Here is a 25633-nt window from a genome sequence, read left to right as displayed (position 1 = left end):
GAGCAGTCGACGGGGTTAGCCGAGGGGGGTCAGCCGAGCTCGAAGACCGCCTTGGGGCTGGTCTTGTTCCCCAGCCGGGCGGTGAAAACATACGTTCCGGCGGCGGGCTTGGCGGCAATCGCGGTGCATCCCTGTGCCGTCCGGTTGCGGGTCCAGGGGAAGTTCGCCGTTTCACTCCGGCCGGGGGCAATGGTCTTCACCAGGTCACTGCTTTCCGCCTGGCAGTCCGTGGATGAGAAGATCCGGTCAGCGCCGCTGGTGACCAGGTACTCCATCTGCGACGTGCCGATGTTGACCTCGCAGGGGACCCGGTTGCCGTTGGTGACCTTAAGGGTGAGCAACGGATTCTCCCCCGCCGCGTAGGCAGGTTTGTCGGTGGCGGCGGTGACCGTCAGCAGCTTCGCATCGCAGCCGCTGCCCGCGCCCGGCGCCGCCCCCGATTCAGACGGGGATGGATCTGCAGAAGGACTGGCCGGAGCGCTGGCCTGCGTACCGCCGGACCGTTCCTGCTGCGGTGACGCGCCGCCGGTCGGCGCCGGCTCCCCGCCGTTCATGGCCCCGGAGATCGCCGCGAAACCGCCCACCGCGAGGGCCAGCACCAACAGCAGGATGGCCGCGGCGAAAAGCCGGCGGCGGCGGTAAACGGCGCTGACGGGTCTTTTGGCAGGTCCGCGGCTGGTCTTACCCCTGGCGGACGCACCCGGCCCCGTGCCGCGCGTTCCTGAGTTGCCTTGCCTGACCATTCTTCTAGGCTAAGGACCGCGGCCGGATATGGCGTCCCACCACGCCGCCATCCGCACTATGGCACGCATCTCTATTAAGCTGGTCGGATCAATGCCTTCGTCGATACCCCTGCACGCCTTGCCGGCCCCGGCTCCAGCGCCCTCGTCTCCGCCCTTGTCTCCGCCCCGGCGGTGACCCCGGCGGGGACCCCCGCCGTTCCCCTCGCCCGGCTGCACGCCGCCCTGGATTCCTGGTTTGGCGAAACGGCCCGGGACCTGCCGTGGCGGGCCGCGGACTGCTCGGCCTGGGGTGTCCTGGTCAGCGAAATCATGCTGCAACAGACCCCGGTGGTGCGGGTGCTTCCCGTCTGGGAGCAATGGCTGCACCGGTGGCCGACGCCGGCGGGCCTGGCAGCCGAGCCGGCCGGCGAAGCGGTCCGTTCCTGGGGCCGGCTGGGTTACCCCCGCCGGGCCCTGCGGCTGCACGCTGCCGCCGTCGCCATCGTCAGTGAGCACCGTGGCCGGGTACCGGACAGTTACGCCGCGCTGCTGGAGCTGCCCGGCGTCGGCAGCTACACCGCGGCCGCCGTCGCGGCGTTCGCTTTCGGCCGCCGGGAGACGGTGGTGGACACCAATATCCGCCGGGTCCATGCCCGGCTGTTCCTCGGCGCTGCACTGCCGGCTCCGGCTCTGACCGCCGGCGAGACCCGGCTCGCCGCACAGCTGCTGCCGGACGACGACGCGGCGTCGGTCCGCTGGAACGCCGCCGTGATGGAACTCGGCGCGCTGGTCTGCACCGCCCGGGCCCCCAAGTGCGGCGCCTGCCCGGTCCGCGGCTCCTGCGCCTGGCTGGCGGCCGGCGAGCCACCGCCCACCTACACACCCAAGGGGCAGGCCTGGCACGGCACGGACCGGCAGGTTCGTGGGGCCGTCCTGGCCGTCCTGCGCGCGGCAGAGTCGCCCGTGCCCCGGGAGCTGTTCGAACGTGCCCCGGCGGACCTGGGCCTCGGGGCCGCGGGGAGCGGGGCCGCGGGGAGCGGGGCCGCGGGGATCGGGGTGCCGGGGATCGGGGCCGCGAGGATCGGGGTGCCGGGGGTCGGGGTGCCGCTCGCGGCGCTGCACCGGCTGAACACGGCGCCCGAACAGCTGGACCGTGCGGTGGAGGGCCTGCTCACTGACGGACTGGCCGAAATGCACCCGGCCGGGTTGCGGCTGCCCGGCTGAGCCGCTACGCCTCGCCGAAGCCCGCCCGGATCAGGCCGCCGAGGTAGTCCACGGCCCTGGCCGCGTCGGGTCCGCTGGCCTCGACGTGCAGCACCGTGCCCTTGCCGGCACCGAGCATCATCAGTTCCGTCATGGAGGCCCCGTCGACGCCGTTGATGCTGACCTCGGCGTCCATCCCCGCAAGGCCGCCTGCGATCTTCGCGGCCGGCCGCGCGTGCATCCCGGCCTGGTTAATGAGTTCGAAGTCCCCCTGCGCGTCCGGCGGCTGCCGGCGCTCGTGGTCCGGGCCGTGCGGGTGGTCCGGCGGCCGGTACACGGCTTCTGCCGCCGACTTCACCGCCCCGGCGTCCGCGCCTGCCTGCGCGGCGACGGCGGCGGCGACGAGCCCCTCGACGAGCGGCGCGTCGGCCAGGTGCACGGCTGCGGGGTCGGCCGCAAACTCCACCGCAGATTCGGCTGTCATGACCGCGGAGCCGAGGTCGGTCAGGACCACGACGCCGTCGCCGCCGGCGGCTTGTTCCAGCGCGGCCATGATTTTCTCCAGGCTGGTTCCGATCCGGCCGTCGTCGGTGCCGCCGGCGGGAACGATCAGCACGTCCGGTGCCATCTGGCCGGCGAGTTCCGCGGCGCCGTCGGCGATCTTTTCGCTGTGCGAGACGACGACGAGTCCGACGGTCATCCCGCCGCCAGGGCCGCGGCGCGCAGGATCAGGGCGCTGGAAACGGCGCCGGGGTCGCGGTGGCCGATGCTCCGCTCCCCCAGGTAGCTGGCCCGGCCCTTGCGGGCGAGCATCGGGTCGGTGGCCACTGCCCCGGCTTCCGCGGCCGTGGCCGCTTCCGCCAGGACCTTGCGCACGTCGCCGCCGCCAGCAGCCGCGGTGGCCGCCTCAACGGCGGGAGTCCAGGCGTCCACCATCGTCTTATCCCCGGATTCGGCCTTGCCCCGGGCCACAATGCCGTCCCGCGCTGCCTGCAGGGCGCCGGCCAGGGCGGCGGCGTCGACGTCGGCGGCGTCACCCAGGGCGGTGGAAGCCCGCAGGAAGGCCGTGCCGTACAGCGGACCGGCGGCGCCGCCCACCTTCGACATCAGCGTCATGGCTGTCAGTTTTAGCGCTGCCGCGGCAGTGTCCGGCGGCGTTTCGCCGAGCTTGGCCAGCACCGCCTTGAAGCCGCGGTCCATGTTCTCGCCGTGGTCTGAGTCGCCGATCGGACGGTCGAGGTCGATCAGCTCCACCCGGTGTTCGGCCATGGCTTCGGCGGACAGCGTCAGCCACCGCACCGCCCAGTTGACGTCCAGCCCCACCTTCACACGCCCCAGCGGAGCGCCGCCGTGTGGACCGGCGCGTCCCAGAGTTCGGTCATTTCATCGTCGAGGCGCAGGACGGTGATGGAGCAGCCCTGCATCTCGAGGGAGGTGATGTAGTTGCCCACCAGCGAGCGCGCCACGGTGACGCCCTGGTCCGCGAGCCGCTGCGCCGCGCGGCGGTACACGATGTACAGCTCGCTTTGGGGGGTGCCGCCCATGCCGTTGACGAACAGCAGGACCCGGTCACCGGAGGCAAGGCCAAGGTCGCTGACCACCGGGTCCAACAGCCGGTCCGTGATGCCGTCGGCGCCTTCCAGCGGGATCCGGTGCCGTCCCGGCTCGCCGTGGATGCCGATGCCGATCTCAATCTCGTTGTCCTCGAGGTCAAAGCTGGGCACCCCGGCGTGCGGGACGGTGCATGCGGTCAGGGCCACGCCCATGCTGCGGACGTTCTGGTTGACGCGGTCACCGAGCGCCGCCACGGCGTCCAGGCTGTCGCCACGTTCGGCGGCGGCCCCGGCGATCTTCTCGACCAGGACAGTCCCGCCCACGCCGCGGCGGCCCGCGGTGTAGAGCGAGTCCTGGACGGCGACGTCGTCGTTGACGAGCACCGTACGGACCTCCACTCCTTCGGCCTGCGCCAGTTCGGCGGCGGTTTCAAAGTTCAGCACGTCGCCGGTGTAGTTCTTCACGATGTGTACGACGCCGGCGCCGGAGTTCACCGCGAGCGTCGCCGGCAGGATCTGGTCCGGGGTGGGCGAGGTGAACACCGCCCCCGGCACGGCGGCGTCGAGCATTCCCATGCCGACGTAGCCGCCGTGCAGGGGTTCGTGGCCGCTGCCGCCGCCGGAGACCATGCCCACCTTGCCGGCCACCGGGGCGTCCTTGCGGACGATGAATTTGGGGTCCGGGTGGACGGTCACCAGGTCGGCGTGGGCCAGCCCGAAACCCTCCACCGACTCGTCGACCACGGCTCTGGGATCATTGATAAGTTTTTTCACGGCGGCGCTCCCTGGATGGTGTCCTCGCTAATGGCTAGACCCTACTACCAGCCCGGCAGCGCCGCTACAGCACCGCTACAGGGCCGCTACAGGGCCCGGATCATCCGGGTGTTGCCCAGGGTGTTGGGTTTGACGCGTGCGAGGTCCAGGAACTCGGCGACGCCCTCGTCGTGCGAGCGCAGCAGCTCGGAGTACACCACGGGGTCCACCGCGGACTGGTCCGCCATCACCTCGAAGCCATGCTTTGCGAAGAACTCCACCTCGAAGGTCAGGCAAAAGACCCGGGAAATCCCCAGCGCCCGGGCGTCGTCGAGGAGCCGCTCCACCAGCAGGTGGCCCACGCCGACGCCGCGCCAGTCGTCGGCGGTGGCCAGGGTGCGCACCTCGGCGAGGTCTTCCCACATCACGTGCAGCGCCCCGCAGCCAATGATCCCGCCGTCGCTGTTCTCGGCAATCCGGAACTCCTGCAGGCTCTCGTAGTACGCCACGGTTTCCTTGGCCATCAGGATCCGCTGCTCGGCCAGGGGCGCCACCAGGGCCTTGATGTCGGCGACGTCGCCGGTGCGGGCAGGGCGGATGCGGATCGTCTCAGTCACAGCCCAATCCTACGGCGCGGCCCGGTTGCTGCCCCGCCCGCGCCGGCACCTGCGCTGGTCAGAGGCCCAGCCCCGCGGGGACGGGCAGGTCCTTGTCCAGCAGGTTCCGGGCCAGGAAGTGCTCCACCACGCCGTACCAGATTTTGGCGTGCTGCGGCTGCAGGATCCAGTGGTTCTCGTCCGGGAAGTAGAGGAACCGGTGCTCGGTTTCGCCGTTCTCGTCCGCGGCCAGCTCCGATTTGGAGAGCAGCTCGTACCAGAGCCGCAGCCCCTCGCCGATCGGCACGCGGTAGTCCTTGTCACCGTGGATCACCAGCATGGGTGTGCGGATGTTTTCCACGTGCAGGTGCGGGGAGTTGCGGGCCGCCATCTCGGCCGTCATTTCCTTGAGCCAGTACTGCGCGGCGTCGGTGGTCGGGCCGAACTGGTCCAGGGCCCAAAGGCTGGCGTGGGTCACGATCGCCTTGAACCGGTCGGTGTGCCCGGCGACCCAGTTCGCCATGTAGCCGCCGAACGAGCCGCCCATGGCTGCGGTGCGGGTCTCGTCGATGTCCGGGCGGGAGGCGACAGCGTCCGTGATGGCCATCAGGTCCCGGTACGGGGCGTCGCCCCATTCGCCCCAGCCGCGCTGGATGTGCTCCTGGCCGTAGCCGGTCGACAGGGCCGGGTCCGGGAGCAGCACCGCGTAGCCCCTGGCGACCAGGAGCCACGGGTTCCAGCGCCAGGTCCACGCGTTCCAGGAGCCCAGCGGACCGCCGTGGATCCAGAGCAGCAACGGCGCCGGGTTGCCGGCCGAAGTCCCCTCGGGCAGGGCAAGGTAGCCGGGGACTCGGTGGCCGCTTACCGACGTGGTCTCCACCCGCTCGAGTGTGCCGCGGCAGGCGGGCCGTTCCGCCGGTGCCGGCAGCCGGGTCACGGCGCCGTCGGCCAGGTCGATCCGCACCGCCTCGGGCGGGAATTCGTAGGAGCTGCGGAGTGCGTAGGCGCTGCGGCCGTCCGGTGCCACGGCCACGTCGGTGTACGCCGCGGCGTCCGCGGTGATCCGGACGGGGCCGCCCGGCGTTCCGTCCGCTCCGGGGAGGTTGATCCGGAACAGCGGTGACGCCCCGTCGTCGTCGGCGGTCACCAGCAGGGCCGAGCCGTCCGGCAGCCAGGCGGCAGGGCGCGGCCAGCGGTCCCAGTCCGCCGCGAGCGGGGTCAGCTCCGCGGCGGCATCGGCCGCGAGGTCCAGCAGGTGCAGTCCCATCCGGGGTGCCTGCTCCGGGGTGGTGTCGGACTCGCTCAGCACCGCCAGCAGCCGGCCGTCCGGGCTGACCGGTCCGGGGAAGTAGCTCATTCCCTCGGTGTCGAGCAGGACGCGGCGCGTACCGGTGGCCACGTCCACGGCCACCAGCAAGGTGCGTGAGTCAGCGTTGGCGAGCGGCCTGGTAAAGCTGCTGTAGAGGGTCTTCCCGTCCGGGCTGACCACGGTTTCGGCTTCGCGAAGGCCGTTCCCGGCGTCGGGGGTCAGGTTGCGCAGCTTGACCGGCGGCACCGCGTCCACCGTCACCGGCTTCCCGGGTTCCGGCTCGGCGCCGGGCTCGACGGCGAACAGCCGCGGCTGGGCGGGCCCAAATCCGCGTCCCAGTAGCGCACCGGGTAGCCGCTGTGCAGGATGGCCGCCACCTTGGTGTCCTGGCGGGACTTCCGGCGGTCCGCGTCGTCGTCCTCGTCGGTGGACCCGGCCAGGACCGAGGCCGTGACGAACAAGGCGTCCGCGTCCCTGGCCGCCATCAGGCAGCTGAGGCCACCAGCCCGGGAGAGCACCACGCGGGCCTCGCCGCCGCCGGCCGGAAGCAACCACAAGGCGTTGACGGGGTCCGCGTCGGGAGTTTCCGGGTCCGGGCGCGCGGAGGTGAAGTAGAGGCTGCCGTCCGCCGCGAACACCGCCCCCGCCTCACCCTTGGCGCTGCGGGTGATCCGGCGTGCCTGCTGCCTGCCCTCGGGGTCCAGTTCCCACAGTGCGGTGCGGTATTCGGTGCCCTTGTCGTTGAGCGTGGCCACCGTGGTGACCAGCCTCCCGCCGTCGGGGCTGAGCGCCAGCCCGCTGACCCTCGGGATTGCCAGATAGTGGTCCAGGTCGTGGAACGGGGTCTCGGGCTGTTCGCCCAGGGGCTGCGGGTCGGTGGTAACCATGCCCCCGATTCAACACTGTCAGTGCCCCGGATCACACCCTTTTCACTCAGAGTGAAACGGTAGTTTCAGAGTGGGGCCGCTCGGCGGCACGTGGAGGTCGGCGGTGTGGACGAGCCCCGCCCGGTAAAATCAGCGGCTGGCGGCCGCCTGTGGTCCCGGCACCGCAGCGTTTCGCGGCCCAGCGCGGGAGGAGGCGGCGAGGATCTCGGCCCCGGCCCTGCCGGTGTGGAAAAGCAGGTCTGCGGCAGCAAGGTTGGGCAGGAACGGTAATTGGCCCTGCGCGTAGACGGGGTGATCGAAAACCTGGAGATAGACGGGTATTCCGGCTTCATCGAAGCCCGTCCAGTCGATGAAGTGGGTGGCAGTGGTGCTGGTGAGGTGCGCGTCGCCGCCGGCGTAGCGGACGAGATCCAGCAGCCGCTCTTCGCGGGTTCCGGTGTGCGGCAGGTCGGTGGCCCGGATGATTTTGACCCCGGAGCCGAGATACCGGCAGAACTGTTCAAGCAAGTCCAGGTTATGGTCCACGAGCATCTCCCACCGGCGGTCGTAAACCGACTGGAACAGGGGGAAAACTTCGCCAAAATAGGGAGCCTGGGAGTAATTGGTCTCGAGGAAATCAAGGTGCTTCCGGCGCCACCCTGGTTCGGGGACGAGCCGGACCGCGTTGAGGACCTGCCGGGCTCCGGTGCTGACCACGGGCACTGTCAGCCACTCGGGTTTTCCGCCCCGGGTGCGGAAGAGCTGGCGGGCGTGGAATTCCTGCCTGGTGAATTGGACGCTGTCGTATGCGACGTAAACGTCGCTCGCCAGGACTTTGGCCATAAGTTCTTGCCATGGCATGAAGTTGGGCTGGTGAACCGAGACCAGCACCATCAGAACACCGCCCGGTGGACAAAGAAACCTTCGGCGGATTCGACGGAGATTTCCCGGCCCCGAAGCCGGCTCTGCAGTTCCAGGCCCTCGGGGCTTCCGTGGTAGAGGGGCCCTCGAACCTGGGAGGCGTGGGTACGGAGCGCCTTGAGTTTCAGATCCAGGAAGTTGCTGATGTCGATGTAAAGGTTGGGGTGGAAGCGTTCGTGGTCCGGGGACCAGAACAGGCTGGTGTTGTCATAGCTGAGAACCAAGGGTATGAAGTGTCGCTCTTCACGCAGCCCGGGCCGTGCGGCCGTCATGCAGGCGCGGAAAAGCGCTTCATGGTCCTGGTTGTAGCTCATCGCGGGGATGAGCAGCATGGTGGGCTGGATGTTCTCCACCGAAAGGCGGGCCTCGCGTTCGATCAGTCTGACGAGGTCACGGCGTGGCAGGGTATCCAGTGCCATATGCACGGATTCCTCGGCGAACAACACTTCCCAGTCATCGACCTTCAGGAGTTCCATCACCATGCCAAATTCCTTCAGCCGGGTCTGGGCGCTGACCAGGTGCATCATTTCCCCGTTGCGGGCGGCGCCATAATGCTGGATGCCGCCTACGGACCCCAAAAGCACGTAGGCGTCGCCACCTAGAGATTTGATCCTTGCTATCGTCCCGGCGCAACCGTAGGTTTCGTCATCGGCGTGCGGGGCGACAACCAGCACCCGCTGCCCGGACAAAAACCCGTCCCCCCATAATGGCTCCATCCTCTGCCCCCTTCAGCAAAGTCGCCCGCCGGCTGGGCTGGCGCGATGTACGGCCCCAGCATAGGGCTTCGTCGATTTTTTCAAACGAGTATCGACTACTTGTTTTTCACTGCAGTTCGATCCGGCCCGGCGGCTCGCGCCCCGGGACGTGCCGCCGAACCGCGGGGGGTGCCGGCCAGCGCCGGCTATGCCGTCAGTGAAGGCGTCCCTGAGTTGGCATGATGGAGGGATGACTCCTGAGAAGCCTCTGTCCCGCCGGTCCGTTCTGCTCGGCGCCGGCGCCGCGGGTTGCGGCGCCCTGACCCTCGCCGGCTGCTCGGTGGCGCCGGTCCAAGCGCCGGCGTCCACTGCCGCGGCCGCGCCGGCCGCCCCGACCGGTGCGCCGGTCCGGGTCGGCAAACTCAGCGAGGTGGCGGTGGGCAGCACGGCCACCGGGAAGGTCAACGACAAGACCGTGGTGATCTTCCGGGCCGATGAGAAGACGGTGCTGGCCTACGACGCGACCTGCACGCACGCCGGCTGCCCGGTGGCCCCGGACGGCGCCGACTTCCACTGCCCCTGCCACGGTTCCGCGTTCAAGGGTGCCGACGGCAGCGTGCTCAATGGACCCGCGCGGGCCCCGCTGGCCAGGCTCACGGCCGCGATCGACGGCGAATGGATCACGGTGAGCGCCTGATCCGGTACACGACGACGGCGCCGGCCGCCTCCCGAGGGAAGCGGCCGGCGCCGTCGTCATTAGAGCCTGTGTCCGGTTAGACGCTGGGCGCGATCTCCGGGATCCGGGGCTTGGAGTTGCCTGCGAAGGTGAACTTGGCCGTGTCGCCCTCGCCTTCGACGTCCACCACCACGATGTCGCCGGAGTGCAGTTCGCCGAACAGGATCTTCTCGGAGAGCTGGTCCTCGATCTCGCGCTGAATGGTGCGGCGCAGCGGCCGGGCGCCCATCGCCGGGTCGTAGCCACGGGTGGCCAGGAGCACCTTGGCCGCGGTCGTGAGCTCGATGCCCATGTCCTTGTCCTTCAGGCGCTTCTCCAGCCGCGAGACGAACAGGTCCACGATCTCGATGATCTCTTCCTGGGTCAGCTGCGGGAACACCACCACGTCGTCGACACGGTTCAGGAACTCCGGCCGGAAGTGCTGCTTGAGCTCCTCCGTCACCCGGGCCCGCATCCGGTTGTAGCCAGTCTGCGTGTCCGTGCCCGACTGGAAGCCGGTGGCGACGCTCTTGGAAATATCCCGGGTGCCGAGGTTCGTGGTCATGATGATCACGGTGTTCTTGAAGTCCACCACGCGGCCCTGGGAGTCGGTCAGGCGGCCGTCTTCGAGGATCTGCAGCAGCGAGTTGAAGAGATCGGCGTGCGCCTTCTCCACCTCGTCGAACAGCACCACGGAGAACGGACGACGCCGGACCTTCTCGGTCAGCTGGCCGCCCTCCTCGTAGCCGACGTAGCCCGGAGGGGCACCGAAGAGCCGCGAGACGGTGTGCTTCTCGGAGTACTCGGACATGTCGAGGGTGATCAGCGCGTCCTCGTCGCCGAACAGGAACTCCGCCAGGGCCTTGGCCAGCTCGGTCTTGCCGACGCCGGTGGGGCCGGCGAAGATGAACGAGCCGCCCGGACGCTTCGGGTCCTTCAGGCCGGCACGGGTGCGGCGGATCGCCTGGGACAGGGCCTTGATGGCCTCGTTCTGGCCCACCACGCGCCGGTGCAGTTCGTCTTCCATCTTCAGCAGGCGCGAGGATTCTTCCTCGGTCAGCTTGAAGACCGGAATGCCGGTGGAATTCGCCAGCACCTCGGCGATGAGGTCCTCATCCACCTCGGAGATGTCGTCCATGCCGCCGGTCTTCCACTGGCGTTCCTTCTCGGCGCGCTCAGTAATGAGCTTCTGCTCCTTGTCGCGCAGCGCGGCGGCACCTTCGAAGTCCTGCGCGTCGATCGCGGATTCCTTCTCAAGCTTCATCGCCGAGATCTTCTCGTCCATGATCTTCAGCTCCGGCGGGGCCGTCATCCGGCGGATCCGCAAGCGGGCGCCGGCTTCATCAATCAGGTCGATCGCCTTGTCCGGCAGGAAGCGGTCCGAGATGTAGCGCTCGGAGAGGCTGGCGGCCGAGGCGAGGGCGCCGTCGGTGATGGTGACGCGGTGGTGCGCCTCGTAGCGGTCCCGCAGGCCCTTGAGGATCTCGATCGCGTCCGCGACCGAAGGCTCCTTGACCTGGATCGGCTGGAACCGGCGCTCCAGGGCGGCGTCCTTCTCGATGTGCTTGCGGTACTCGTCCAGCGTGGTGGCGCCGATGGTCTGCAGCTCACCGCGGGCCAGCATGGGCTTCAGGATCGAGGCCGCATCGATCGCGCCCTCGGCGGCACCGGCACCCACCAGGGTGTGGATCTCGTCGATGAACAGGATGATGTCGCCGCGGGTACGGATCTCCTTAAGGACCTTTTTCAGCCGCTCTTCGAAGTCACCGCGGTAGCGGGAACCGGCCACCAGGGACCCGAGGTCCAGGGTGTACAGCTGCTTGTCCTTGATGGTCTCCGGCACGTCCCCGCGGACGATCGCCTGGGCCAGGCCCTCCACGACGGCGGTCTTGCCGACGCCGGGTTCGCCGATCAGCACCGGGTTGTTCTTGGTGCGGCGGGAGAGGACCTGCATGACGCGTTCCATCTCCTGCTCGCGCCCGATCACCGGGTCAAGCTTGTTTTCCCGGGCGGCCTGGGTCAGGTTCCGGCCGAACTGGTCGAGGACGACCGAGCCGGCGGGGGTGCCTTCAGCCTGGCCGGGTCCGACGCCGGCGCCGGACGTTTCCTTGCCCTGGTAGCCGGAGAGCAGCTGGATGACCTGCTGGCGGACACGGTTCAGGTCAGCACCGAGCTTGACCAGCACCTGGGCTGCCACGCCTTCACCCTCGCGGATGAGGCCCAGCAGGATGTGCTCCGTGCCGATGTAGTTGTGGCCCAGCTGGAGGGCTTCGCGCAGCGAGAGTTCCAGCACCTTCTTGGCACGCGGCGTGAAGGGGATGTGGCCGGAGGGCGCCTGCTGGCCCTGGCCGATGATCTCCTGTACCTGCTCGCGCACGCCGTCGAGCGAGATGCTCAAGGACTCCAGGGCTTTGGCAGCAACACCTTCACCCTCGTGGATCAGACCCAAGAGGATGTGCTCGGTACCGATGTAATTGTGGTTCAGCATGCGTGCCTCTTCTTGGGCAAGCACAACTACGCGACGGGCACGGTCCGTAAATCGCTCAAACATTTCGCCACACTCCTAGCTACGACGTACTTTGATGCTACGTGCCGGAGTTGCAGATTGGTGGCTTGTTCGCCACAGGGGAAACCGGGAGGACCCACGGCCCGGCCCGGAGTGCGCTCCAGCCCGGTTACTGCTGCCCGCGGGGGCGGAACACGGCGTGTCCGTCGCCCGCGGGTGGCCGCGCGGCGGGCAACTGGGCTGGAACGCCGGACAGCCCCGAACCCGGACAGCCCCGAACCCCCGGCACGACGAAGCCCCCGCCAGGTGCCGGGGGCTTCGTCGGTTTGCTGCGGCCCCGGTGTTCCGGACCGCGGGCAGCCGTGCTACGAATTAGCCTGCTGGTAGGCTTCCTGAATTTCGGCCTGGATACGGCCGCGGCTGTTTACCGCATAGCCGTTGTCCCGGGCCCACTGGCGGATCTGCGCAGAGTCCTGATTACGGCCGGCAGACGCTTTAGTCCGGGTTGCCCGGCCGCTTGATGTTTTACGCGCATGGCCGACATACCGCTCAAGTGCCGTGCGGAGTTCCGAAGCGTTGCCGGATGACAGGTCAATTTCATAACTGACGCCGTCCAGGCCGAAGCGGACGGTTTCGTCAGCGGATCCCCCATCCAGATCATCGACGAGGATGATTTTGACTTTCTGTGCCATAAAGGTTCTCTTTTCAAATGGATGGGAATTTAGAAAAGCGGGATGTATCTGTAGAAAGTATCCATCCTTTAATGGCCTTGAGTCAAAGCACGAATGACCTTCCAAGACAATTCACAGGAAGGAATAGGGCCGGCCATTAGCGCTGCTCGGGGAAATGGTCGTCCGCCGGGGCAGGGCGTTGCCCCTTGGCGGACGCGGCTGCCTCCGCCTGGGCGCGCGCCTCGGCGCGGCGCTCGGATTTATCCGCATTGAAAATCGCCTTCATGGCGAACCAGAAAATGAGTCCGACCACCACGGACGGGAGCAGGACGGCAATGTAATCCATGGTCAGTGTCCTTCGGGCTTCAGCAGGGGGAAGAGGATGGTTTCGCGGATGCCGGCACCGGTGAAGAGCATGACCAGCCGGTCGATGCCGAGGCCGATGCCGCCCATCGGCGGGGCGCCGTATTCGAGGGCGCGGAGGAAGTCCTCGTCCAGCTGCATGGCTTCGACGTCGCCGGCAGCCGAGCGGCGGGACTGCTCGGTGAGGCGTTCGCGCTGGATCACCGGATCGATCAGCTCGGAGAACGCGGTGCCCCGCTCCATGCCGCCAATGATTAGGTCCCACGCTTCGATCAGCCGGTCGTCCTCGCGGTGCTGGCGTGCCAGCGGCTGCGCCGAGGGCGGGTAGTTGTAAACGAAAGTGGGGTTGAGCAGCGTCGGTTCGACCAGTTCGCCGAAGAGCTCCACGACAAGCTTCTCCGCATCCCAGCCGGCGTCGACCTTGACGTCATGCTTGGCGGCAAGGGCCAGCAGCTCGGCGGCCGGCGTCTCCGGGGTGATTTCCTGGCCGACGAAGTCGGACAGGCCCGGGTAGACGGCCAGCCAGGCCCAGTCGCCGTCGAGGTTGATCTCTCCGGCCTCGGTCTGCAGCACGCGTCCGACGCCGACGGCGTCCGCGGCGTCGAGGATGATTTCCTTGATGCGGTCCGCCATGACGAACTGGTCCGCCCACGCCTCGTAGCTCTCCAAGGTGGTGAACTCGGGGCTGTGGGTGGAGTCGACGCCCTCGTTGCGGAAGACGCGGCCCATGTCGTAGACCCGGTCGATGCCGCCCACCACTGTGCGCTTGAGGTACAGCTCGGTGGCGATTCGCAGCGTCATCTTCTGGTCGAAGGCGTTCATGTGGGTCTCAAACGGGCGTGCCGTCGCGCCGCCGTGTACCAGCTGCAGCATCGGCGTTTCCACCTCGACGTAGCCCTGCCGGTGCAGGGTTTCGCGGATGGACCGGGTGATCGCGGCCCGGGTGTACACCATTTCGCGCGCCTCGTCGCGGACGATCAGGTCCACGTACCGCTGGCGGACGCGGGTTTCCTCGTTCAGCCCGGCGTGCAGCACCGGCAGCGGGCGCAGTGCCTTGGACGCCATGGACCACGAGTCCGCCATGACGGAGAGCTCGCCCCGGCGGGAGGAGATGACCTCACCCTTGATGAACACGTGGTCGCCGAGGTCAACCAGGGCCTTCCAGTCCGCGAGCGCTTCCTCGCCGACGTTGGCCAGGCTGAGCATGACCTGCAGCCGCACGGCCTTGCCGTCGCGGCCGCCTTCCTGCAGGGTGGCGAAGCACAGCTTGCCCGTGTTGCGGATAAAGACGATGCGGCCGGTCACCCCGACGATGTCGCCGGTGGTCTCGTCCGCCTCAAGGTGGGCATATTTTTCGCGGATTTCGGTCAGCGAATGCGTGCGTTCGACCCCCACCGGGTAGGCCTCGACGCCGCGCTCCATCAGCTTGGCGCGCTTCTCCATGCGGACCAGCGTCTGCTCACTGGCGTCGGAGTGCTCGGCGGCGGTATTCGGGGCGGAGGAGTTTTGGGAAGTCACAATCCCCAAGTTTACCGGGGTTTGTGCCGCCGCCGGTGCCGAGGGTGCGGGAATAGACTCGCAGCTATGGAGACGTGGACGATTCGAACGGACGACGGCGCGGGGCACCTTGAGCTGCACACCTTCCGGCCGTCCGCGGAAACGGCCGCGGCGACGGCGGCAGGGCAGCTGGCGGAGCCGCCAGCCGGGCAGCCGGCCGGCGGGCCCGGCGACGCCGCGGGCGAGGCGGCGGGCGAGGCGGCGGGCGAGGCGGCGGGCGGCGTCGTCGTGGTGCATGGGACGTTGATCACTGATGCCCTGTACCGGTCATTCGCGCGGAACCTGAGCCGGCTGCTGGGCCGCCCGGTGCACTGCTATAACCGCCGCGGCCGCGCGGGTTCCTCGCCGCAGCCGCCGGACTACTCGGCGGCGACGGAGGTGGCCGACCTGGCCGCGGTGCTCCGCCAGACCGGTTCCACGGACGTGGTGGCGCACAGCTATGGCGGTTTCGTGGCGCTGCAGGCCGCCCGCACGGTGCCGATCCGCCGGCTGGTGACGTACGACGCCGCCGTGTCCCTGGCCGGGAACCTCACCAGCCGCTGGCGGCCCGAGCTGGAACGCTCGGTCGCCGCCGGCGAACTGGACGATGCCTGGGCGCTGCTGGTCCAGGGGCTGGAAACGGCCGGACCGGTGTCCAAGCTGCCGCTCGGGGCGCTGCGGATGCTCAGCATCCTCTCGGCCCGGACCTCCCTCGGCGCACAGATGAGGGAACTGCTGCCCACGGCCGTCGCCGAGATGCGCGCGGTGCTTGCCGCCGACGCCGAGCTCGAGGATTTCGCCGCCCTGAGCACCCCCACCCTGATGCTGACCGGCGGCTGGAGCCCGGGGTACTTCGCCGAGACGGGCCGGCAGCTGGCCGCGGCGGTCCCCTCGATCGAGTTCGCCGTGGTGCCGGGGCAGCTGCACGAGGGCCCGATCCGTCCCGGCAACCGCAGGCTGGCGCTGATCGCGGCGAGGTTCCTGCTGGGCAGCAGCGGGCGCGCCCGGCCCGGTGTCCGTCGGCGGCTGCGGCTGCGCCGCTGAGCCCTGGCACCAGCGCCGGCGCTAGAATCGGGTCCGACAGATGTCGAAAGGACCCCCTTGGCCAAGCTCTACTTCCGCTACGGCGCGATGAACTCCGGCAAGTCGACGGGCCTGCTGCAGGCGGCGTTCAACTACGAGGAGCGCGGCCAGCGGGTGCTGCTGGCCAAACCGGACATCGACACCAAAGGCGATGCCGGCGTCGTATCCCGGCTGGGGATGACCCGCGACGTGGACTTCCTGATTCCCGCCGGCGCGTCCGTGCGTGAGCTGTTCTCGGCGCATGCCCACGGGGACGACCCCGATGCCCTGCTGCAGCATGTCGACGCGCCGCCGGTGGCCTGCCTGTTGGTCGACGAAGCCCAGTTCCTCGAGCCGGAGCAGGTGGACGACCTATTCCGGATTGCAGTCCTGGACAACGTGCCGGTGCTGGCCTACGGCATCCGCTCCGACTTCCGCACCCGCGCGTTCCCGGGGTCGCTCCGGCTGCTCGAGATCGCGCACACCCTCGAGGAACTCAAGACCATCTGCCGGTGCGGGCGCAAGGCGATCTTCAACACCCGGCGGATCGGCGACGAGGTCGTGTTCGACGGTGAGCAGGTGGCCATCGACGGGCAGGACGCCTGGTACGAGTCGCTGTGCGGCTCCTGCTACCTTGAGGCCTCCGGCGGCCGGCTGGGCGGCTGACTGCGCCCGCTGTGTGGTTCCGGGCGCCTCAGCTAGGCTCGAAGCATGACCCGCGAGAACATCAGGACCCCCGACGGCGCAACCCTTGAGCTTTTCAGCACGGGTGCTGAGCTGGCCGCGGCGGGTTCCGGCGTCGTCGTCGTGCCCGCCTCGATGGTGACGGCCGCCGACTACACCCGCTTCGCGCAGAAGCTCAGCGCCGCGCTGGGCAGGCCGGTGCACAGCTTTAACCGGCGGGGGCGCGGCTCGTCCTCGCCGCAGCCGGAGGACTACACGCTCGACGTCGATATCCGGGACCTTGACACCGTGATGAAGCACACCGCCAGCACCGACGTCTTCGGGCACAGCTTCGGCGGCGCGGTCGCGCTGCACGCCGCCCGCACCCTGCCGGTGGAGCGGCTGGCCGTGTACGACCCGGCCGTTTCGGTGAACGGCAGCGTCACCGCCGAGTGGACCCCGGAATATGAGCGCCTGACCGCGGCGGGCGATGACGACCGCGCCCTCGCCGTGCTGGTCCGCGGCCTTGAGACCGGCAGCGCGTTGTCCCGGATGCCGTTGTCCATGCTGACCCTGGCGAACAAGCTCACCGCCGGCACGCCCGTGGGCAAGCAGCTCCGGGAGCTCATGCAGACCGGCGTCCGGGAAATCAAAGCGATTATCGCGGCGGACATGCCGGCGGAGCCGTTCCTTGAGCTGCCGCTGGAAACGCTCATCATCGTCGGCGAGAAGAGCCCGGCCTACTTCGGCGTCGCCTGCGGCCAGATTCACGACGTGCTGTCCGGCTCCAGCTACCGGATCCTCCCCGGCATGGGCCACGACGGCGTGAACAAGGCACCGGACAAGCTGATCTCCGAACTCAGCGACTTCTTCTCCGGCTAGCGGTCCAGAGCCGCTGTCGCGCCGTGGTGGGAGAAAGTATGCGGTTGCCTCGCCTCGGGCTCTGGCCGTGGATGAGGTTTCGGGCACAGATTATCCGGCCCGGGCGCGGCCGGCCCGGCAAGCCGCGGGTCAGTGCGCGGCCGGCCCCGCCGCGCCGTCGGTCCTGCGCATCAGCACGGACAGCACGACGGCGGCCAGCGCAATCGCGGCTGCGGTCAGGAATGCGGCGTGCATGCCCGCGACGACGCCCGAGCCGGCCGAGACCACCGCGAAGATCGAGACCAGCAGGGCGGTGCCGGCCGCGCCGGCGACCTGCTGCAGGGTGCTCAGGATGGCCGACCCGTGCGAGTAAAGGTGGGGCGGCAACGGATTCAGCCCGGTGGTGAACGCGGGGGTAAAGAGCAGGGCAAGGCCCAGGCTGAGCGAGACGTGCAGCCCGATGATCCAGCCGACCGGGCTCTGGCTGTCCAGCCCGGAGAACTGCCACAGCGCGAGCACCATAAGGATCGAGCCGGTCACCGTCAGCGGCAGCGGGCCCACCCGGTCGAACAGCCGCCCGATGACCGGGCCGAGCAGCCCCATCGCGAGGCCGCCGGGCAGGAGGACCAGCCCGGTTTCGAGCGACTGGAGGCCGCGGATTTCCTGCAGGTAGAGCGGCAGCAGGATCACCGCGCCGAACAGGGCGATCATCGCGACCACGAGCAGCAGCACGGAGACCGTGAACATCCGGTAATTGAAGGCGCGCAGGTCCAGCAGCGGCGCCTCGGCCTTCTGCAGCCGGAGCTGGCGCAGCACGAAGGCCAGCATGGCCACCACGCCGACGGCGAGCGCTGCGACCGCGGGGCCGGCGGGGCCGCCGTTGCCGCCGATCTGGCTCAGGCCGTAGACGACGCCGCCGAAGGCGGGAACGGTGAGCAGTACCGAGAGCGCATCGAGCCGGGTCTTCTCGTTTTCGCCGATGTTCCGCAGAAAGCGGGCACCGATCGCGAAGGCCAGCAGCGCGATCGGAAGGACGAACACGAACATGAAACGCCAGGAAAAGTGCTGCAGGATCAGGCCGGAGACCGTCGGTCCCATCGCCGGGGCCACCGAGATCGCAATGCTGACGTTGCCCATCACGGCGCCCCGGCGGGACAGCGGTACCAGGGTCAGGATGGTGGTCATCAGCAGCGGCAGCATGATGGCGGTGCCGCCGGCTTGGACGATCCGGGCCAGCAGGAGGACCTCGAAGCCCGGGGCGAGGGCGGCCAGCAGCGTGCCGCCGGAGAACAGCCCCATGGCCAGCATGAAGACCGCCCGGGTGGAGAGCCGCTGCAGGATGAACCCGGTCGTCGGAATGATAACGGCCATGGTGAGCATGAAGCCGGTGGACAGCCATTGCACGGTAGGTGCGTCGACCCGCAGGGCGACCATCAGCCGCTGCAGCGCGACGTTCATGATGGTCTCGTTGAGGATCACCACGAAGGTAGCCACCAGCAGGGTGGCGATGATGGTGACGGACTCGCGGCTCAGCTTCTCCGGCGCGGCCGCAGCGGGTTCGACGGCGGTCCGGGCCGGGCCGGGGTGGGCGCTTGGCGAGATGTCTGTGGCCATGGTTTTCCCTCAGGGACTTGGGGTGGGTTCCGGCGCTTCAGCGTCGCCCACCCGTTAACCCTACGCGCCGCCGGGTCATTCCCGCCTCCCCCGATCCGGCCCCGCAGATCCCCCCGGCCCGGCGCAGGGTGGGACTATGAGTCCAGCGGGACGTTGTCGATCAGCCGCACCGGGCCGACTTTCGCGGCGATCAGCACCAGCCCCTCGCCGCGGAACGGGGTTTCCCGGCAGTTCTCCGCGAGCGGTTCGAGGGTGCGGGGGTCCACGACTTCGAAATAGTCCAGCCCCACGAGCGGCTGGGACTTCACCAGCGCCCGCGCCGAGTCCAGGTCCAGCGGTTCGTGCGCGTTGGCCCGGTCCTCAACCAGCCGCAGCGCCCGGGACAAGACCAGGGCCGCCTCCCGCTCCCCGGCGGAGAGGAAACGGTTGCGGCTGGAAAGCGCCAGCCCGTCCTCGGAGCGCACGATCGGAACGGCCACGATCTCCACCGGGAAGTTCAGGTCCGCCACCATCCGCCGGACCAGGACCAACTGCTGCGCGTCCTTCTGCCCGAAGTAGGCCCGGTAGGAGGCCTCCCCCAGCCCCGGCAGGCCGTAGTGGAGCAGCTTTGCCACCACCGTCAGGGCGCCGTCGAAGTGTCCGGGCCGGGAGGCGCCCTCCCACTTTTCCGCCAGCGGCCCTGCGGTGATCCGCACCGCGGGTTCCCCGCCGGGGTACACCTCTGCCACCGCCGGCGCGAAGGCCAGGTCAACGCCCTCGGCTTCCAGCCGGGCCAGGTCCGCGTCGAGGGTCCGCGGGTAGCGCTCCAAATCTGCCGCCTCGTCGAATTGCAGGGGGTTCACGAAGATACTGGCCACCACAACGTCGTTCTGCTCCACGGCGGTGCGGGCCAGCCGGGCATGTCCGTCATGCAATGCGCCCATGGTGGGGACCAACGCCTGCGAGCGGCCGCGTTTTTTGGTGAGCAGGCGGGCGCTTTCAGTGCGGAGCTGGGCAGCGGTGGTGACGAGCTGGATTGCCATCTCAGGGTCCTTCCTCAGGAATCGGGCCGTCAGTGCCGGGCGCCTCAAGCGCCCGGCGGATGCCCTTGACTTGCTCCGGCTTCAATTGCCCGCGGCTGCCCGCGCGCCGGGCCGTTGCCCGGGCCATGGCCAGGTACGCCTCCAGAATATCGCCGCCGGAACCGCCGTCGAGTTCGCGCAGGGCTTCGGAGTGCGCCTCCACAGTGCCGACGTCGCCGCGGACCACCGGCCCGGTGAGCGCCGCTTCGCCCGAGGCCAGGGCATTCTCCAGGCTGGCGCGCAACAAGGGTCCCAGCACGCTCTCGGGGGCCTCCACACCCACCTCGCGCAGCAACTCGGACGCCTGCGCCACGAGCGTGACCAGATGGTTCGAGCCGTGGGCCAGCGCCGCGTGGTACAGCGGCCGGTCGCCCTCGGCGATGGCAACCGGCTCGGCGCCCATCTCCACCACCAGGGCCTGCGCGATCGGCAGCATGGCCGGATCGGCGGTCACGCCGAAGCTGCAGTCCAGCAGCCGGGTCAGGTCCAGGCTCATCCCGGTGAACGTCATGGCCGGGTGCAGCGCCAGCGGGATGGCCCCGGCGGCGCGGACCGGGTGCAGGATGCCGACGCCGAAGCGCCCGGACGTGTGGGCCACCAGTTGGCCCGGTTGCCAGGCGCCGAGCTTGGCCAGGCCCTGGACCAGCGGGCCGAGGGCGTCGTCCGGGACCGCCAGCAGCACCAGTTCGGCGCGTTCCACGATTTCCTGCACCTCAAGAATGGGGACACCGGGCAGCAGGGTCTCGGCCCGCTCGCGGCTCGCGTCCGAGACGGCGGCGACGCCCACCACGGCGTGCTCGGCCGCGCGCAGTGCCGCCCCCAGGACGGCACCGACCTTGCCGGCTCCAATGATTCCGACGCCGAGGCGTCCCGGTTTAGGCATGGTGTGGCCCTTCCTGTGGTGCGGGTTCTGGGGTGCGCCGGGCCCGGTCGAGCCAGTGTTCGCTGTGTTGCTCCCGGCGGGCGGTTCGGGCGCGGGCCGCCTGGGCGTCGAGCAGCGCGCGGCCCTCGTCCAGGCCTGCCTGGATCAGCCGGGGTGCCACCGGGCCGGGGGTGGTGTGCAGCACCAGGTCAACGACGCCGAACCGCCGCGCGAGCGGGCCCTGCTGTAGCGCCATCGACTGGGTGCGCTGGTGCGGTACCAGCACGAGGTGCCGCCACCAGCGCCCGGAGCGGATCAGCAGCGCCGTGTCGGTGGCGGTGAAGCCGTTCCGCCGCCACCCCAGCGGAGCGAGCAGGCGGGCGCGCCGCGGTGTGGTGACAAAACCGCCGTCGTCCGCCGGACGTCCTGCGGGAGGCGCGGCCGGACGCGTGGCAGGGGCAAGGCCGGTGAGCCCGGCCGTGAAGGTGCCCACCGGGTCCGGGGTGCCGGGGTCGGGCAGGATCAGCGACAGCATTTGCAGCACCTCGGGCAGTGTCCCGACCGGCAGCAGGGTGGTGCGCGAGGAGGCGTGGCCCTGGCTGCCTTCCGTTCCGTAACCGGCCACATTCACCTGCATCCGGTACCAGCCGAGGATCCGCCAGAGCGGCGGCTGGCTGACGCGCAGCGCCTGGACGCGCCCCGGCGGCAGCGTCTGCGCCTGGGTGTCCAGCAATCCGTAGCGCAGCCGGATGCCGTCCGGGGAGATGGCGGCGGTGAAGTTGTAGCCCTTCGTGAAGGTGTTCCAGTACGCGGCAAGCACGCCCAGGCCGGCCGGGATCAGGTACAGGTAAAAGCCGCGGTTCTCCGTAACCGCAGAAAGCCACACCGACGCTGCGGCGCCGAGGATGATGCCCGCGCTCTGCTCGCTCAACACCAGCGACCCCACCAGCCGCGCCAGCGGCACGGTCAGGACGATGCGTTCCGGTGCTGCCGCTGCCGGCGACGGCCCGCCGGCAGCTTCCGGCTGGCCGGCTTCGTGGGAGCCCTGTTCGTGGGCGCCCTGTTCGTGGGAGCCCTGTTCGTGGGGCTGCCGGCGTCCGCCGGCGGCCTCCGTGAGAATCAGGGTGCGGAGCGCCTGCGCCTCGGCGATCGGCAGGTAGGCCAGGTGCACCGCGGCCTTGCCGGCGTCGGCAACGTCGAACCTGAGCTCCGCGAGGCCGAAGATGCGGGCCAGCAGCGGTTGCACGACGTCGATGGCCTGGACCCGGTCCAGCCTCGCCTGGCGTTGCTGCTTGAACAGGACACCGGTGTTGACCCGGACGTAGCCCCCGGCCACCTGGTAGCGGGTGAAGTACCAGCTGAGGACGTAGCCGAGCACGATAAGCAGCAGCACGGCACCGCCGCCGGTCAGCAACCACGGCGCCCGCTCGGCGAACCGTTCGTCGAAGAGCGGCCCGCCGCGGAGGAGGCGCTCGAAGGTATCCCGGCCGAAGAAGAACATGACGGCGGCAATCGCCAGCCAGCCCCGTACGAACGGCGACGCCGGATGCACCCGCCGCCAGGACCCCGGGGCGGTCAAAGCCCGGCCAGACGGGCCTCGCCGCGGGCGGCGAGCTGCTCGCGGAGCCGCGCCCCCTCCGCAGCGGGCAGCCCCGGGATCTGTGCGCTGGTGCCGGCCGCTGCGGTGTGCAGCTTGACCGTGCACAGGCCCAGGGCGCGTTCCACCGGTCCGGCCCCGATGTCCACGTACTGCATCCGTCCGTAGGGCACCACCAGGGTGCGCTGGAAGAAGATGCCGCGGCGGATCAACAGGTCATCCTCGCGTTCGGCGTAACCGATGGAGCGGACCTGGCGCGGTATCAGGGCCAGCCGCCAGAGCGCCAGCACGAGGGCCGCGGCGGGCACGGCGGCGGCCAGCCAGCGCGGCGGCCAGCTCCACACCCCGTTCAGGACCAGCACGAGCGGGAGGGACAGGACGGCGAAGACGATCAGGTTGCCCAGCGCCCAGCCGGCCAGCCGCACGGGAACGTAGCGTGGCGAGACGCGCAGCCAGTCAACGCCCGGCGGGTCAATCGCTTCGGTACGCATATTCGCCTTCAGCCTCGGGTTTGCCCCGGTTTCCGCGCAGCCCGGTGCTGCCGTCGGGGTTGCCGTCCTCCGGCGGGATCCGGCAGAACCGTTCGACCAGCAGGCCCACCACGACCATGACGAGGCCGCCGCCGGCCATGGCCAGCGTCTCCCCGGTGATCGCCTGGCCGCTGCGGAGGTTCCAGAGCCGCAGCTGGTCCAGGAAGATCCCCGCGTGCCAGCCCAGCAACATGCTGCCCGTGTAGGCGCAGGCCTGGGCGAGGACCAGGGTCCAGGCGGCCAGGATCGGGTTGAGCATCTTCTTCTTGGTCCCGTTCCGCCAGCGCAGGACCCTGATGCCAAGGATCAGGGTGAGCGCCACGATCACGCCCATGGTGATCAGGCCGGTCAGCGGCAGGACCGGAGTGGCAAGGCTGTAGCGGGCGGCCAGCAGCGTCGCGGACCAGCCGGCGGCGGCAAGCCCGACGCAGATCACGAGCAGCAGGAGCGGGCTGGTGAGCTTCACGGCGCCTCCACCGCCCCGGCCACGCCGTTGGGATCCTCGAAGCCGTCGAACGGGGCGAGGTCGGGAAAGTCAGCGGCCCGGGCGGCCAGTTCGCCCACACGTTCACCGTTCAGCCGTGCCGCCGGCTCGATCAGGGACCACGGGTACAGCACGAAGGCCCGTTCCGCGGCGCGCGGATGCGGCAGGGTCAGCGTCGGGTCCGAGCTGACCAGGTCGCCGTAGGTGATGATGTCGACGTCGAGCGTGCGCGGGCCCCAGCGCACCTCCCGGACGCGCAGGTGCTTTTGTTCCACCGCCTGGCAGTGCCGCAGCAGCTCGCCCGGGGAGAGCGAGGTTTCCACGGCGATCACCATGTTCAGGAAATCCGGCTGGTCCGGCGGCCCGCCGACGGCCTTGGTCTGGACGATCGGCGAGATGGCCAGCAGCCGCACCTCGGGCGGGTCGACGAGGTCGGCGACGGCGGCGGTCAGCGTGTCGTTGCGTGCGCCCAGGTTGCTGCCCAGGGCGATCACGGCGCGGGTGTAGGGCGCGGGCTGCGGGCTCATGGCTGTTCCCGGTGCACGCTGACGGACACGTCACCGAAATCGACCTCGATCGGGGCCTGCGGTTTGTGCACGGTGATGTCCACGGCGGCCACCGGGAAGCGGCGCAGCACGTCGTCGGCGATCCGCACCGCGAGGGCCTCGATCAGGTTCAGCGGCGTGCCGGTGATCCAGCCGCGGATGCATGCGGCCACCTCACCGTAGTGCGCGGTGTCCAGCACGTCGTCGCTGGCGGCGGCCGCCGTGAAGTCCAGGTGCAGCACGGCGTCAACGACGAAGGGCTGGCCGTCCCGGCGTTCGAAGTCGAAGACGCCGTGGTGCCCGACGGCGGTGACGCCGCTTAGCGTGATCCGGTCCATCTGGTGCCGGTTCAGCGGTCGCCGGCCGGGGCGGGCGCGGCGGTGCCGGCCGCTGCGGCGGCCCGGCGGGGCGGAGCGATCCGGGCAGCAACCTTGACGGCGTCGAGGCTGGCACCGACGTCGTGGACGCGCACCGCCCAGGCGCCGCGGTAGGCGCTGATTGCGGTGATGGCGGCGGTGGCGGCGTCACGCTCCGTCGGCGGCGCGGCCTTGCCGGCGGCGGTCAGGAGGCTGCCCAGGAAGCGCTTCCGCGAGCCGGCGACCAGCACCTTGTGTCCGAGGGCCTGGAGCACATCGATGTTTTGCAGCAGTTCCCAGTTCTGCGCCTCATTCTTGGCGAAGCCCAGGCCCGGGTCCAGGATGATCTGGTCTTCGGTGGCGCCGGCGGCGTACAGCCGGTCCCGGACCTCGGCAAGCTCGGCGGCGACGTCCTGCGCGACGTTGCCGTACACGGCCAGCGCATCCATCGTGCCGGCATCCCCGCGGCGGTGCGTCAGGATGTAGGGTGCCTTGCTCCGGCCCACCAGTTCGATCATTTCCGGTTCAACAGTCAACCCGGAGACGTCGTTGATGATGGCGGCGCCGGCGGCCAGTGCGGCCTCGGCGGTGGCGGCGTGCGTGGTGTCGACGCTGACCAGCGCGCCGGCCTTGACCAGCGCCTCGATCACGGGCAGGACCCGGCGCTGCTCTTCCTCGACGCTGACCTCGGCGGCACCGGGGCGGGTGGATTCGCCGCCGACGTCGACGATGTCAGCCCCCGCGTAGTACATCCGCAGGCCGGCGGCGACGGCGGTATCCGTCGTCGCGTGCCGGCCGCCGTCGCTGAACGAATCGGGGGTGACGTTTAGGATCCCCATCACCAGCGTCCGGTCGGTGGGCAGGTCCGTGAAGCTCGCGGCCGGGCGCGGCTTGCGCAGCACGGGCAACGGGGAGGTGGCGGGCCCGGTTCCGGGGGCGGCCGCGAGGGAATCCATTGTGTTTTCTTACCTTCCGAGGATGAGGCTCATGGCTTCGGCGCGGGTGGCCGGGTCATGCAGTTGCCCGCGGACCGCGCTGGTGACGGTTTTGGCGCCGGGTTTGCGGATGCCGCGCATGGACATGCAGAGGTGCTCGCATTCGACCACGACGATCGCGCCGCGCGGCTTGAGGTGTGTGACAAGGGCCTCGACGATCTGGGTGGTGAGGCGTTCCTGCACCTGCGGGCGGCGGGCGTAGAGGTCCACCAGGCGCGCCAGCTTGCTCAGTCCGGTGACCTTGCCGTCGTGCGAGGGGATGTAGCCGACATGGGCTACCCCGTGGAACGGCACCAGGTGGTGCTCGCAGGTGGAGTAAAACGGGATGTCCTTAACCAGGACCAGTTCCTCATGGTCCAGGTCGAAGGTGGTGCCGAGGATTTCGGCCGGGTCGTGGTGCAGTCCGGCGAACATCTCCGCGTAGGCTTTCGCCACCCGCTTCGGGGTGTCCAGCAGGCCGCTGCGGTCCGGGTCCTCGCCGATCGCAAGCAGGATTTCGCGGACCGCGGCCTGGATCCGCGGACGGTCCACCGCTGCGGCGTGCTGGCCGGGTGCCACCGCCGCCTCACCCATGGTGGAGGAGCCGGCGGTGGC

General features: G+C 69.6%; 26 protein-coding genes and 1 pseudogene. 5 read left to right on the top strand and 22 right to left on the bottom strand.

Annotated elements, in window-relative coordinates; genetic code table 11:
- Positions 1-29: 29 nt before the first annotated feature.
- Positions 30-743 (bottom strand): hypothetical protein, encoded by a 714-nt coding sequence (locus AC3ANP_RS06070; RefSeq protein WP_488332433.1) that lies wholly within the window; start codon positions 741-743, stop codon positions 30-32.
- Positions 744-1052: 309 nt separating this feature from the next.
- Between AC3ANP_RS06070 and AC3ANP_RS06065 the strand changes: the two genes are divergently transcribed.
- The gene (locus AC3ANP_RS06065) at positions 1053-1946 is read left to right on the top strand and encodes an HhH-GPD family protein (RefSeq protein ID WP_488332985.1); all 894 of its coding nucleotides are present in this window, start codon (positions 1053-1055) and stop codon (positions 1944-1946) included.
- 4 nt (positions 1947-1950) lie between these two features.
- Here AC3ANP_RS06065 and dhaM read toward each other — a convergent pair whose 3' ends face one another.
- From dhaM to AC3ANP_RS06030, 7 genes and pseudogenes are all read right to left on the bottom strand, one after another.
- On the bottom strand, positions 1951-2625 hold the full coding sequence (gene dhaM / locus AC3ANP_RS06060; protein WP_488332432.1) for a dihydroxyacetone kinase phosphoryl donor subunit DhaM: 675 nt from the start codon (positions 2623-2625) through the stop codon (positions 1951-1953).
- Positions 2622-3248, bottom strand: coding sequence for a dihydroxyacetone kinase subunit DhaL (gene dhaL, locus AC3ANP_RS06055; RefSeq protein ID WP_488332984.1), 627 nt, complete (start codon positions 3246-3248; stop codon positions 2622-2624). Before dhaL ends, dhaM begins: the two co-directional genes overlap by 4 nt.
- A gap of 2 nt (positions 3249-3250) precedes the next feature.
- Positions 3251-4252, bottom strand: coding sequence for a dihydroxyacetone kinase subunit DhaK (gene dhaK / locus AC3ANP_RS06050; RefSeq protein ID WP_488332431.1), 1002 nt, complete (start codon positions 4250-4252; stop codon positions 3251-3253).
- An 86-nt stretch (positions 4253-4338) separates the two neighbouring features.
- Positions 4339-4848, bottom strand: a complete 510-nt coding sequence (locus tag AC3ANP_RS06045) for an amino-acid N-acetyltransferase (RefSeq protein ID WP_488332430.1) — start codon at positions 4846-4848, stop codon at positions 4339-4341.
- 58 nt (positions 4849-4906) lie between these two features.
- A pseudogene (locus AC3ANP_RS06040) lies at positions 4907-7023 on the bottom strand (S9 family peptidase).
- 129 nt (positions 7024-7152) lie between these two features.
- Complete coding sequence (locus tag AC3ANP_RS06035; RefSeq protein ID WP_488332429.1) at positions 7153-7863, bottom strand: WbqC family protein; 711 nt, start codon at positions 7861-7863, stop codon at positions 7153-7155.
- 32 nt (positions 7864-7895) lie between these two features.
- Positions 7896-8639 (bottom strand): PIG-L deacetylase family protein, encoded by a 744-nt coding sequence (locus AC3ANP_RS06030; protein ID WP_488332428.1) that lies wholly within the window; start codon positions 8637-8639, stop codon positions 7896-7898.
- A gap of 229 nt (positions 8640-8868) precedes the next feature.
- On the opposite strand from AC3ANP_RS06030, the gene AC3ANP_RS06025 reads away from it, so the two are divergent.
- Complete coding sequence (locus tag AC3ANP_RS06025; protein ID WP_488332427.1) at positions 8869-9315, top strand: QcrA and Rieske domain-containing protein; 447 nt, start codon at positions 8869-8871, stop codon at positions 9313-9315.
- Positions 9316-9391: 76 nt separating this feature from the next.
- Here the strand turns inward: AC3ANP_RS06025 and AC3ANP_RS06020 are convergent, their stop codons facing one another.
- The 4 genes from AC3ANP_RS06020 to lysS all read right to left on the bottom strand — a co-directional run bounded on the left by AC3ANP_RS06020 (position 9392) and on the right by lysS (position 14391).
- Entirely contained in the window at positions 9392-11884 is a 2493-nt protein-coding gene (locus AC3ANP_RS06020; RefSeq protein WP_488332426.1) for an ATP-dependent Clp protease ATP-binding subunit, read from the bottom strand.
- Between the two features lie 320 nt (positions 11885-12204).
- The gene (locus AC3ANP_RS06015; protein ID WP_488332425.1) at positions 12205-12531 is read right to left on the bottom strand and encodes a histone-like nucleoid-structuring protein Lsr2; all 327 of its coding nucleotides are present in this window, start codon (positions 12529-12531) and stop codon (positions 12205-12207) included.
- 136 nt (positions 12532-12667) lie between these two features.
- Positions 12668-12856 (bottom strand): hypothetical protein, encoded by a 189-nt coding sequence (locus AC3ANP_RS06010; protein ID WP_488332424.1) that lies wholly within the window; start codon positions 12854-12856, stop codon positions 12668-12670.
- A gap of 2 nt (positions 12857-12858) precedes the next feature.
- The gene (lysS, locus tag AC3ANP_RS06005; RefSeq protein ID WP_488332423.1) at positions 12859-14391 is read right to left on the bottom strand and encodes a lysine--tRNA ligase; all 1533 of its coding nucleotides are present in this window, start codon (positions 14389-14391) and stop codon (positions 12859-12861) included.
- A 66-nt stretch (positions 14392-14457) separates the two neighbouring features.
- On the opposite strand from lysS, the gene AC3ANP_RS06000 reads away from it, so the two are divergent.
- Genes AC3ANP_RS06000 through AC3ANP_RS05990 form a run of 3 tightly spaced genes read left to right on the top strand, consistent with a single transcriptional unit; the run spans position 14458 to position 17016 of the window.
- Positions 14458-15453 (top strand): alpha/beta fold hydrolase, encoded by a 996-nt coding sequence (locus tag AC3ANP_RS06000; protein WP_488332422.1) that lies wholly within the window; start codon positions 14458-14460, stop codon positions 15451-15453.
- Between the two features lie 57 nt (positions 15454-15510).
- Positions 15511-16137, top strand: coding sequence for a thymidine kinase (locus AC3ANP_RS05995; RefSeq protein WP_488332421.1), 627 nt, complete (start codon positions 15511-15513; stop codon positions 16135-16137).
- 45 nt (positions 16138-16182) lie between these two features.
- Positions 16183-17016, top strand: a complete 834-nt coding sequence (locus AC3ANP_RS05990) for an alpha/beta fold hydrolase (protein WP_488332420.1) — start codon at positions 16183-16185, stop codon at positions 17014-17016.
- A 129-nt stretch (positions 17017-17145) separates the two neighbouring features.
- On the opposite strand, the gene AC3ANP_RS05985 is transcribed toward AC3ANP_RS05990, so the two are convergent.
- The 10 genes from AC3ANP_RS05985 to folE all read right to left on the bottom strand — a co-directional run bounded on the left by AC3ANP_RS05985 (position 17146) and on the right by folE (position 25612).
- Positions 17146-18609 carry an MDR family MFS transporter gene (locus tag AC3ANP_RS05985; protein ID WP_488332419.1) on the bottom strand — a complete coding sequence of 488 codons (1464 nt, stop codon included), beginning with the start codon at positions 18607-18609 and terminating at the stop codon, positions 17146-17148.
- A gap of 134 nt (positions 18610-18743) precedes the next feature.
- Positions 18744-19631: a pantoate--beta-alanine ligase gene (gene panC / locus AC3ANP_RS05980; RefSeq protein ID WP_488332418.1), complete on the bottom strand. Its 888-nt coding sequence runs from the start codon at positions 19629-19631 to the stop codon at positions 18744-18746.
- A 1-nt stretch (position 19632) separates the two neighbouring features.
- Positions 19633-20553 carry a Rossmann-like and DUF2520 domain-containing protein gene (locus tag AC3ANP_RS05975; protein ID WP_488332417.1) on the bottom strand — a complete coding sequence of 307 codons (921 nt, stop codon included), beginning with the start codon at positions 20551-20553 and terminating at the stop codon, positions 19633-19635.
- Positions 20546-22111, bottom strand: coding sequence for a PH domain-containing protein (locus AC3ANP_RS05970; RefSeq protein ID WP_488332416.1), 1566 nt, complete (start codon positions 22109-22111; stop codon positions 20546-20548). Before AC3ANP_RS05970 ends, AC3ANP_RS05975 begins: the two co-directional genes overlap by 8 nt.
- Complete coding sequence (locus tag AC3ANP_RS05965; protein WP_488332415.1) at positions 22108-22620, bottom strand: PH domain-containing protein; 513 nt, start codon at positions 22618-22620, stop codon at positions 22108-22110. The genes AC3ANP_RS05970 and AC3ANP_RS05965 overlap by 4 nt, the downstream gene beginning before the upstream one ends.
- The gene (locus AC3ANP_RS05960) at positions 22601-23125 is read right to left on the bottom strand and encodes a DUF3180 domain-containing protein (protein WP_488332414.1); all 525 of its coding nucleotides are present in this window, start codon (positions 23123-23125) and stop codon (positions 22601-22603) included. Before AC3ANP_RS05960 ends, AC3ANP_RS05965 begins: the two co-directional genes overlap by 20 nt.
- Positions 23122-23670: a 2-amino-4-hydroxy-6-hydroxymethyldihydropteridine diphosphokinase gene (gene folK, locus AC3ANP_RS05955; protein ID WP_488332413.1), complete on the bottom strand. Its 549-nt coding sequence runs from the start codon at positions 23668-23670 to the stop codon at positions 23122-23124. Before folK ends, AC3ANP_RS05960 begins: the two co-directional genes overlap by 4 nt.
- Complete coding sequence (gene folB, locus AC3ANP_RS05950; RefSeq protein ID WP_488332412.1) at positions 23667-24026, bottom strand: dihydroneopterin aldolase; 360 nt, start codon at positions 24024-24026, stop codon at positions 23667-23669. The genes folK and folB overlap by 4 nt, the downstream gene beginning before the upstream one ends.
- An 11-nt stretch (positions 24027-24037) precedes the next feature.
- Positions 24038-25000, bottom strand: coding sequence for a dihydropteroate synthase (gene folP / locus AC3ANP_RS05945; protein WP_488332411.1), 963 nt, complete (start codon positions 24998-25000; stop codon positions 24038-24040).
- A 9-nt stretch (positions 25001-25009) separates the two neighbouring features.
- On the bottom strand, positions 25010-25612 hold the full coding sequence (folE, locus tag AC3ANP_RS05940) for a GTP cyclohydrolase I FolE (RefSeq protein ID WP_488332983.1): 603 nt from the start codon (positions 25610-25612) through the stop codon (positions 25010-25012).
- Positions 25613-25633: the final 21 nt, after the last annotated feature.

It is taken from the genome of Arthrobacter sp. JB02-1C, assembly GCF_057748045.1.
Note: the sequence above shows the minus strand (reverse complement) of the source record. Positions and strands in the feature narration are given on the sequence as shown.

Bases quoted from the DNA above. Each gene is read 5' to 3' on its own strand.
- AC3ANP_RS06070 (WP_488332433.1), bottom strand. From the start codon at position 743: ATGGTCAGGCAAGGCAACTCAGGAACGCGCGGCACGGGGCCGGGTGCG.
- AC3ANP_RS06065 (WP_488332985.1), top strand. From the start codon at position 1,053: ATGCTGCAACAGACCCCGGTGGTGCGGGTGCTTCCCGTCTGGGAGCAA.
- dhaM (WP_488332432.1), bottom strand. From the start codon at position 2,625: ATGACCGTCGGACTCGTCGTCGTCTCGCACAGCGAAAAGATCGCCGAC.
- AC3ANP_RS06035 (WP_488332429.1), bottom strand. From the start codon at position 7,863: ATGCCATGGCAAGAACTTATGGCCAAAGTCCTGGCGAGCGACGTTTAC.
- AC3ANP_RS06030 (WP_488332428.1), bottom strand. From the start codon at position 8,639: ATGGAGCCATTATGGGGGGACGGGTTTTTGTCCGGGCAGCGGGTGCTG.
- AC3ANP_RS06025 (WP_488332427.1), top strand. From the start codon at position 8,869: ATGACTCCTGAGAAGCCTCTGTCCCGCCGGTCCGTTCTGCTCGGCGCC.
- AC3ANP_RS06020 (WP_488332426.1), bottom strand. From the start codon at position 11,884: ATGTTTGAGCGATTTACGGACCGTGCCCGTCGCGTAGTTGTGCTTGCC.
- AC3ANP_RS06015 (WP_488332425.1), bottom strand. From the start codon at position 12,531: ATGGCACAGAAAGTCAAAATCATCCTCGTCGATGATCTGGATGGGGGA.
- AC3ANP_RS06010 (WP_488332424.1), bottom strand. From the start codon at position 12,856: ATGGATTACATTGCCGTCCTGCTCCCGTCCGTGGTGGTCGGACTCATT.
- AC3ANP_RS06000 (WP_488332422.1), top strand. From the start codon at position 14,458: ATGGAGACGTGGACGATTCGAACGGACGACGGCGCGGGGCACCTTGAG.
- AC3ANP_RS05990 (WP_488332420.1), top strand. From the start codon at position 16,183: ATGACCCGCGAGAACATCAGGACCCCCGACGGCGCAACCCTTGAGCTT.
- AC3ANP_RS05985 (WP_488332419.1), bottom strand. From the start codon at position 18,609: ATGGCCACAGACATCTCGCCAAGCGCCCACCCCGGCCCGGCCCGGACC.
- panC (WP_488332418.1), bottom strand. From the start codon at position 19,631: ATGGCAATCCAGCTCGTCACCACCGCTGCCCAGCTCCGCACTGAAAGC.
- AC3ANP_RS05975 (WP_488332417.1), bottom strand. From the start codon at position 20,553: ATGCCTAAACCGGGACGCCTCGGCGTCGGAATCATTGGAGCCGGCAAG.
- AC3ANP_RS05965 (WP_488332415.1), bottom strand. From the start codon at position 22,620: ATGCGTACCGAAGCGATTGACCCGCCGGGCGTTGACTGGCTGCGCGTC.
- folK (WP_488332413.1), bottom strand. From the start codon at position 23,670: ATGAGCCCGCAGCCCGCGCCCTACACCCGCGCCGTGATCGCCCTGGGC.
- folB (WP_488332412.1), bottom strand. From the start codon at position 24,026: ATGGACCGGATCACGCTAAGCGGCGTCACCGCCGTCGGGCACCACGGC.
- folP (WP_488332411.1), bottom strand. From the start codon at position 25,000: ATGGATTCCCTCGCGGCCGCCCCCGGAACCGGGCCCGCCACCTCCCCG.
- folE (WP_488332983.1), bottom strand. From the start codon at position 25,612: ATGGGTGAGGCGGCGGTGGCACCCGGCCAGCACGCCGCAGCGGTGGAC.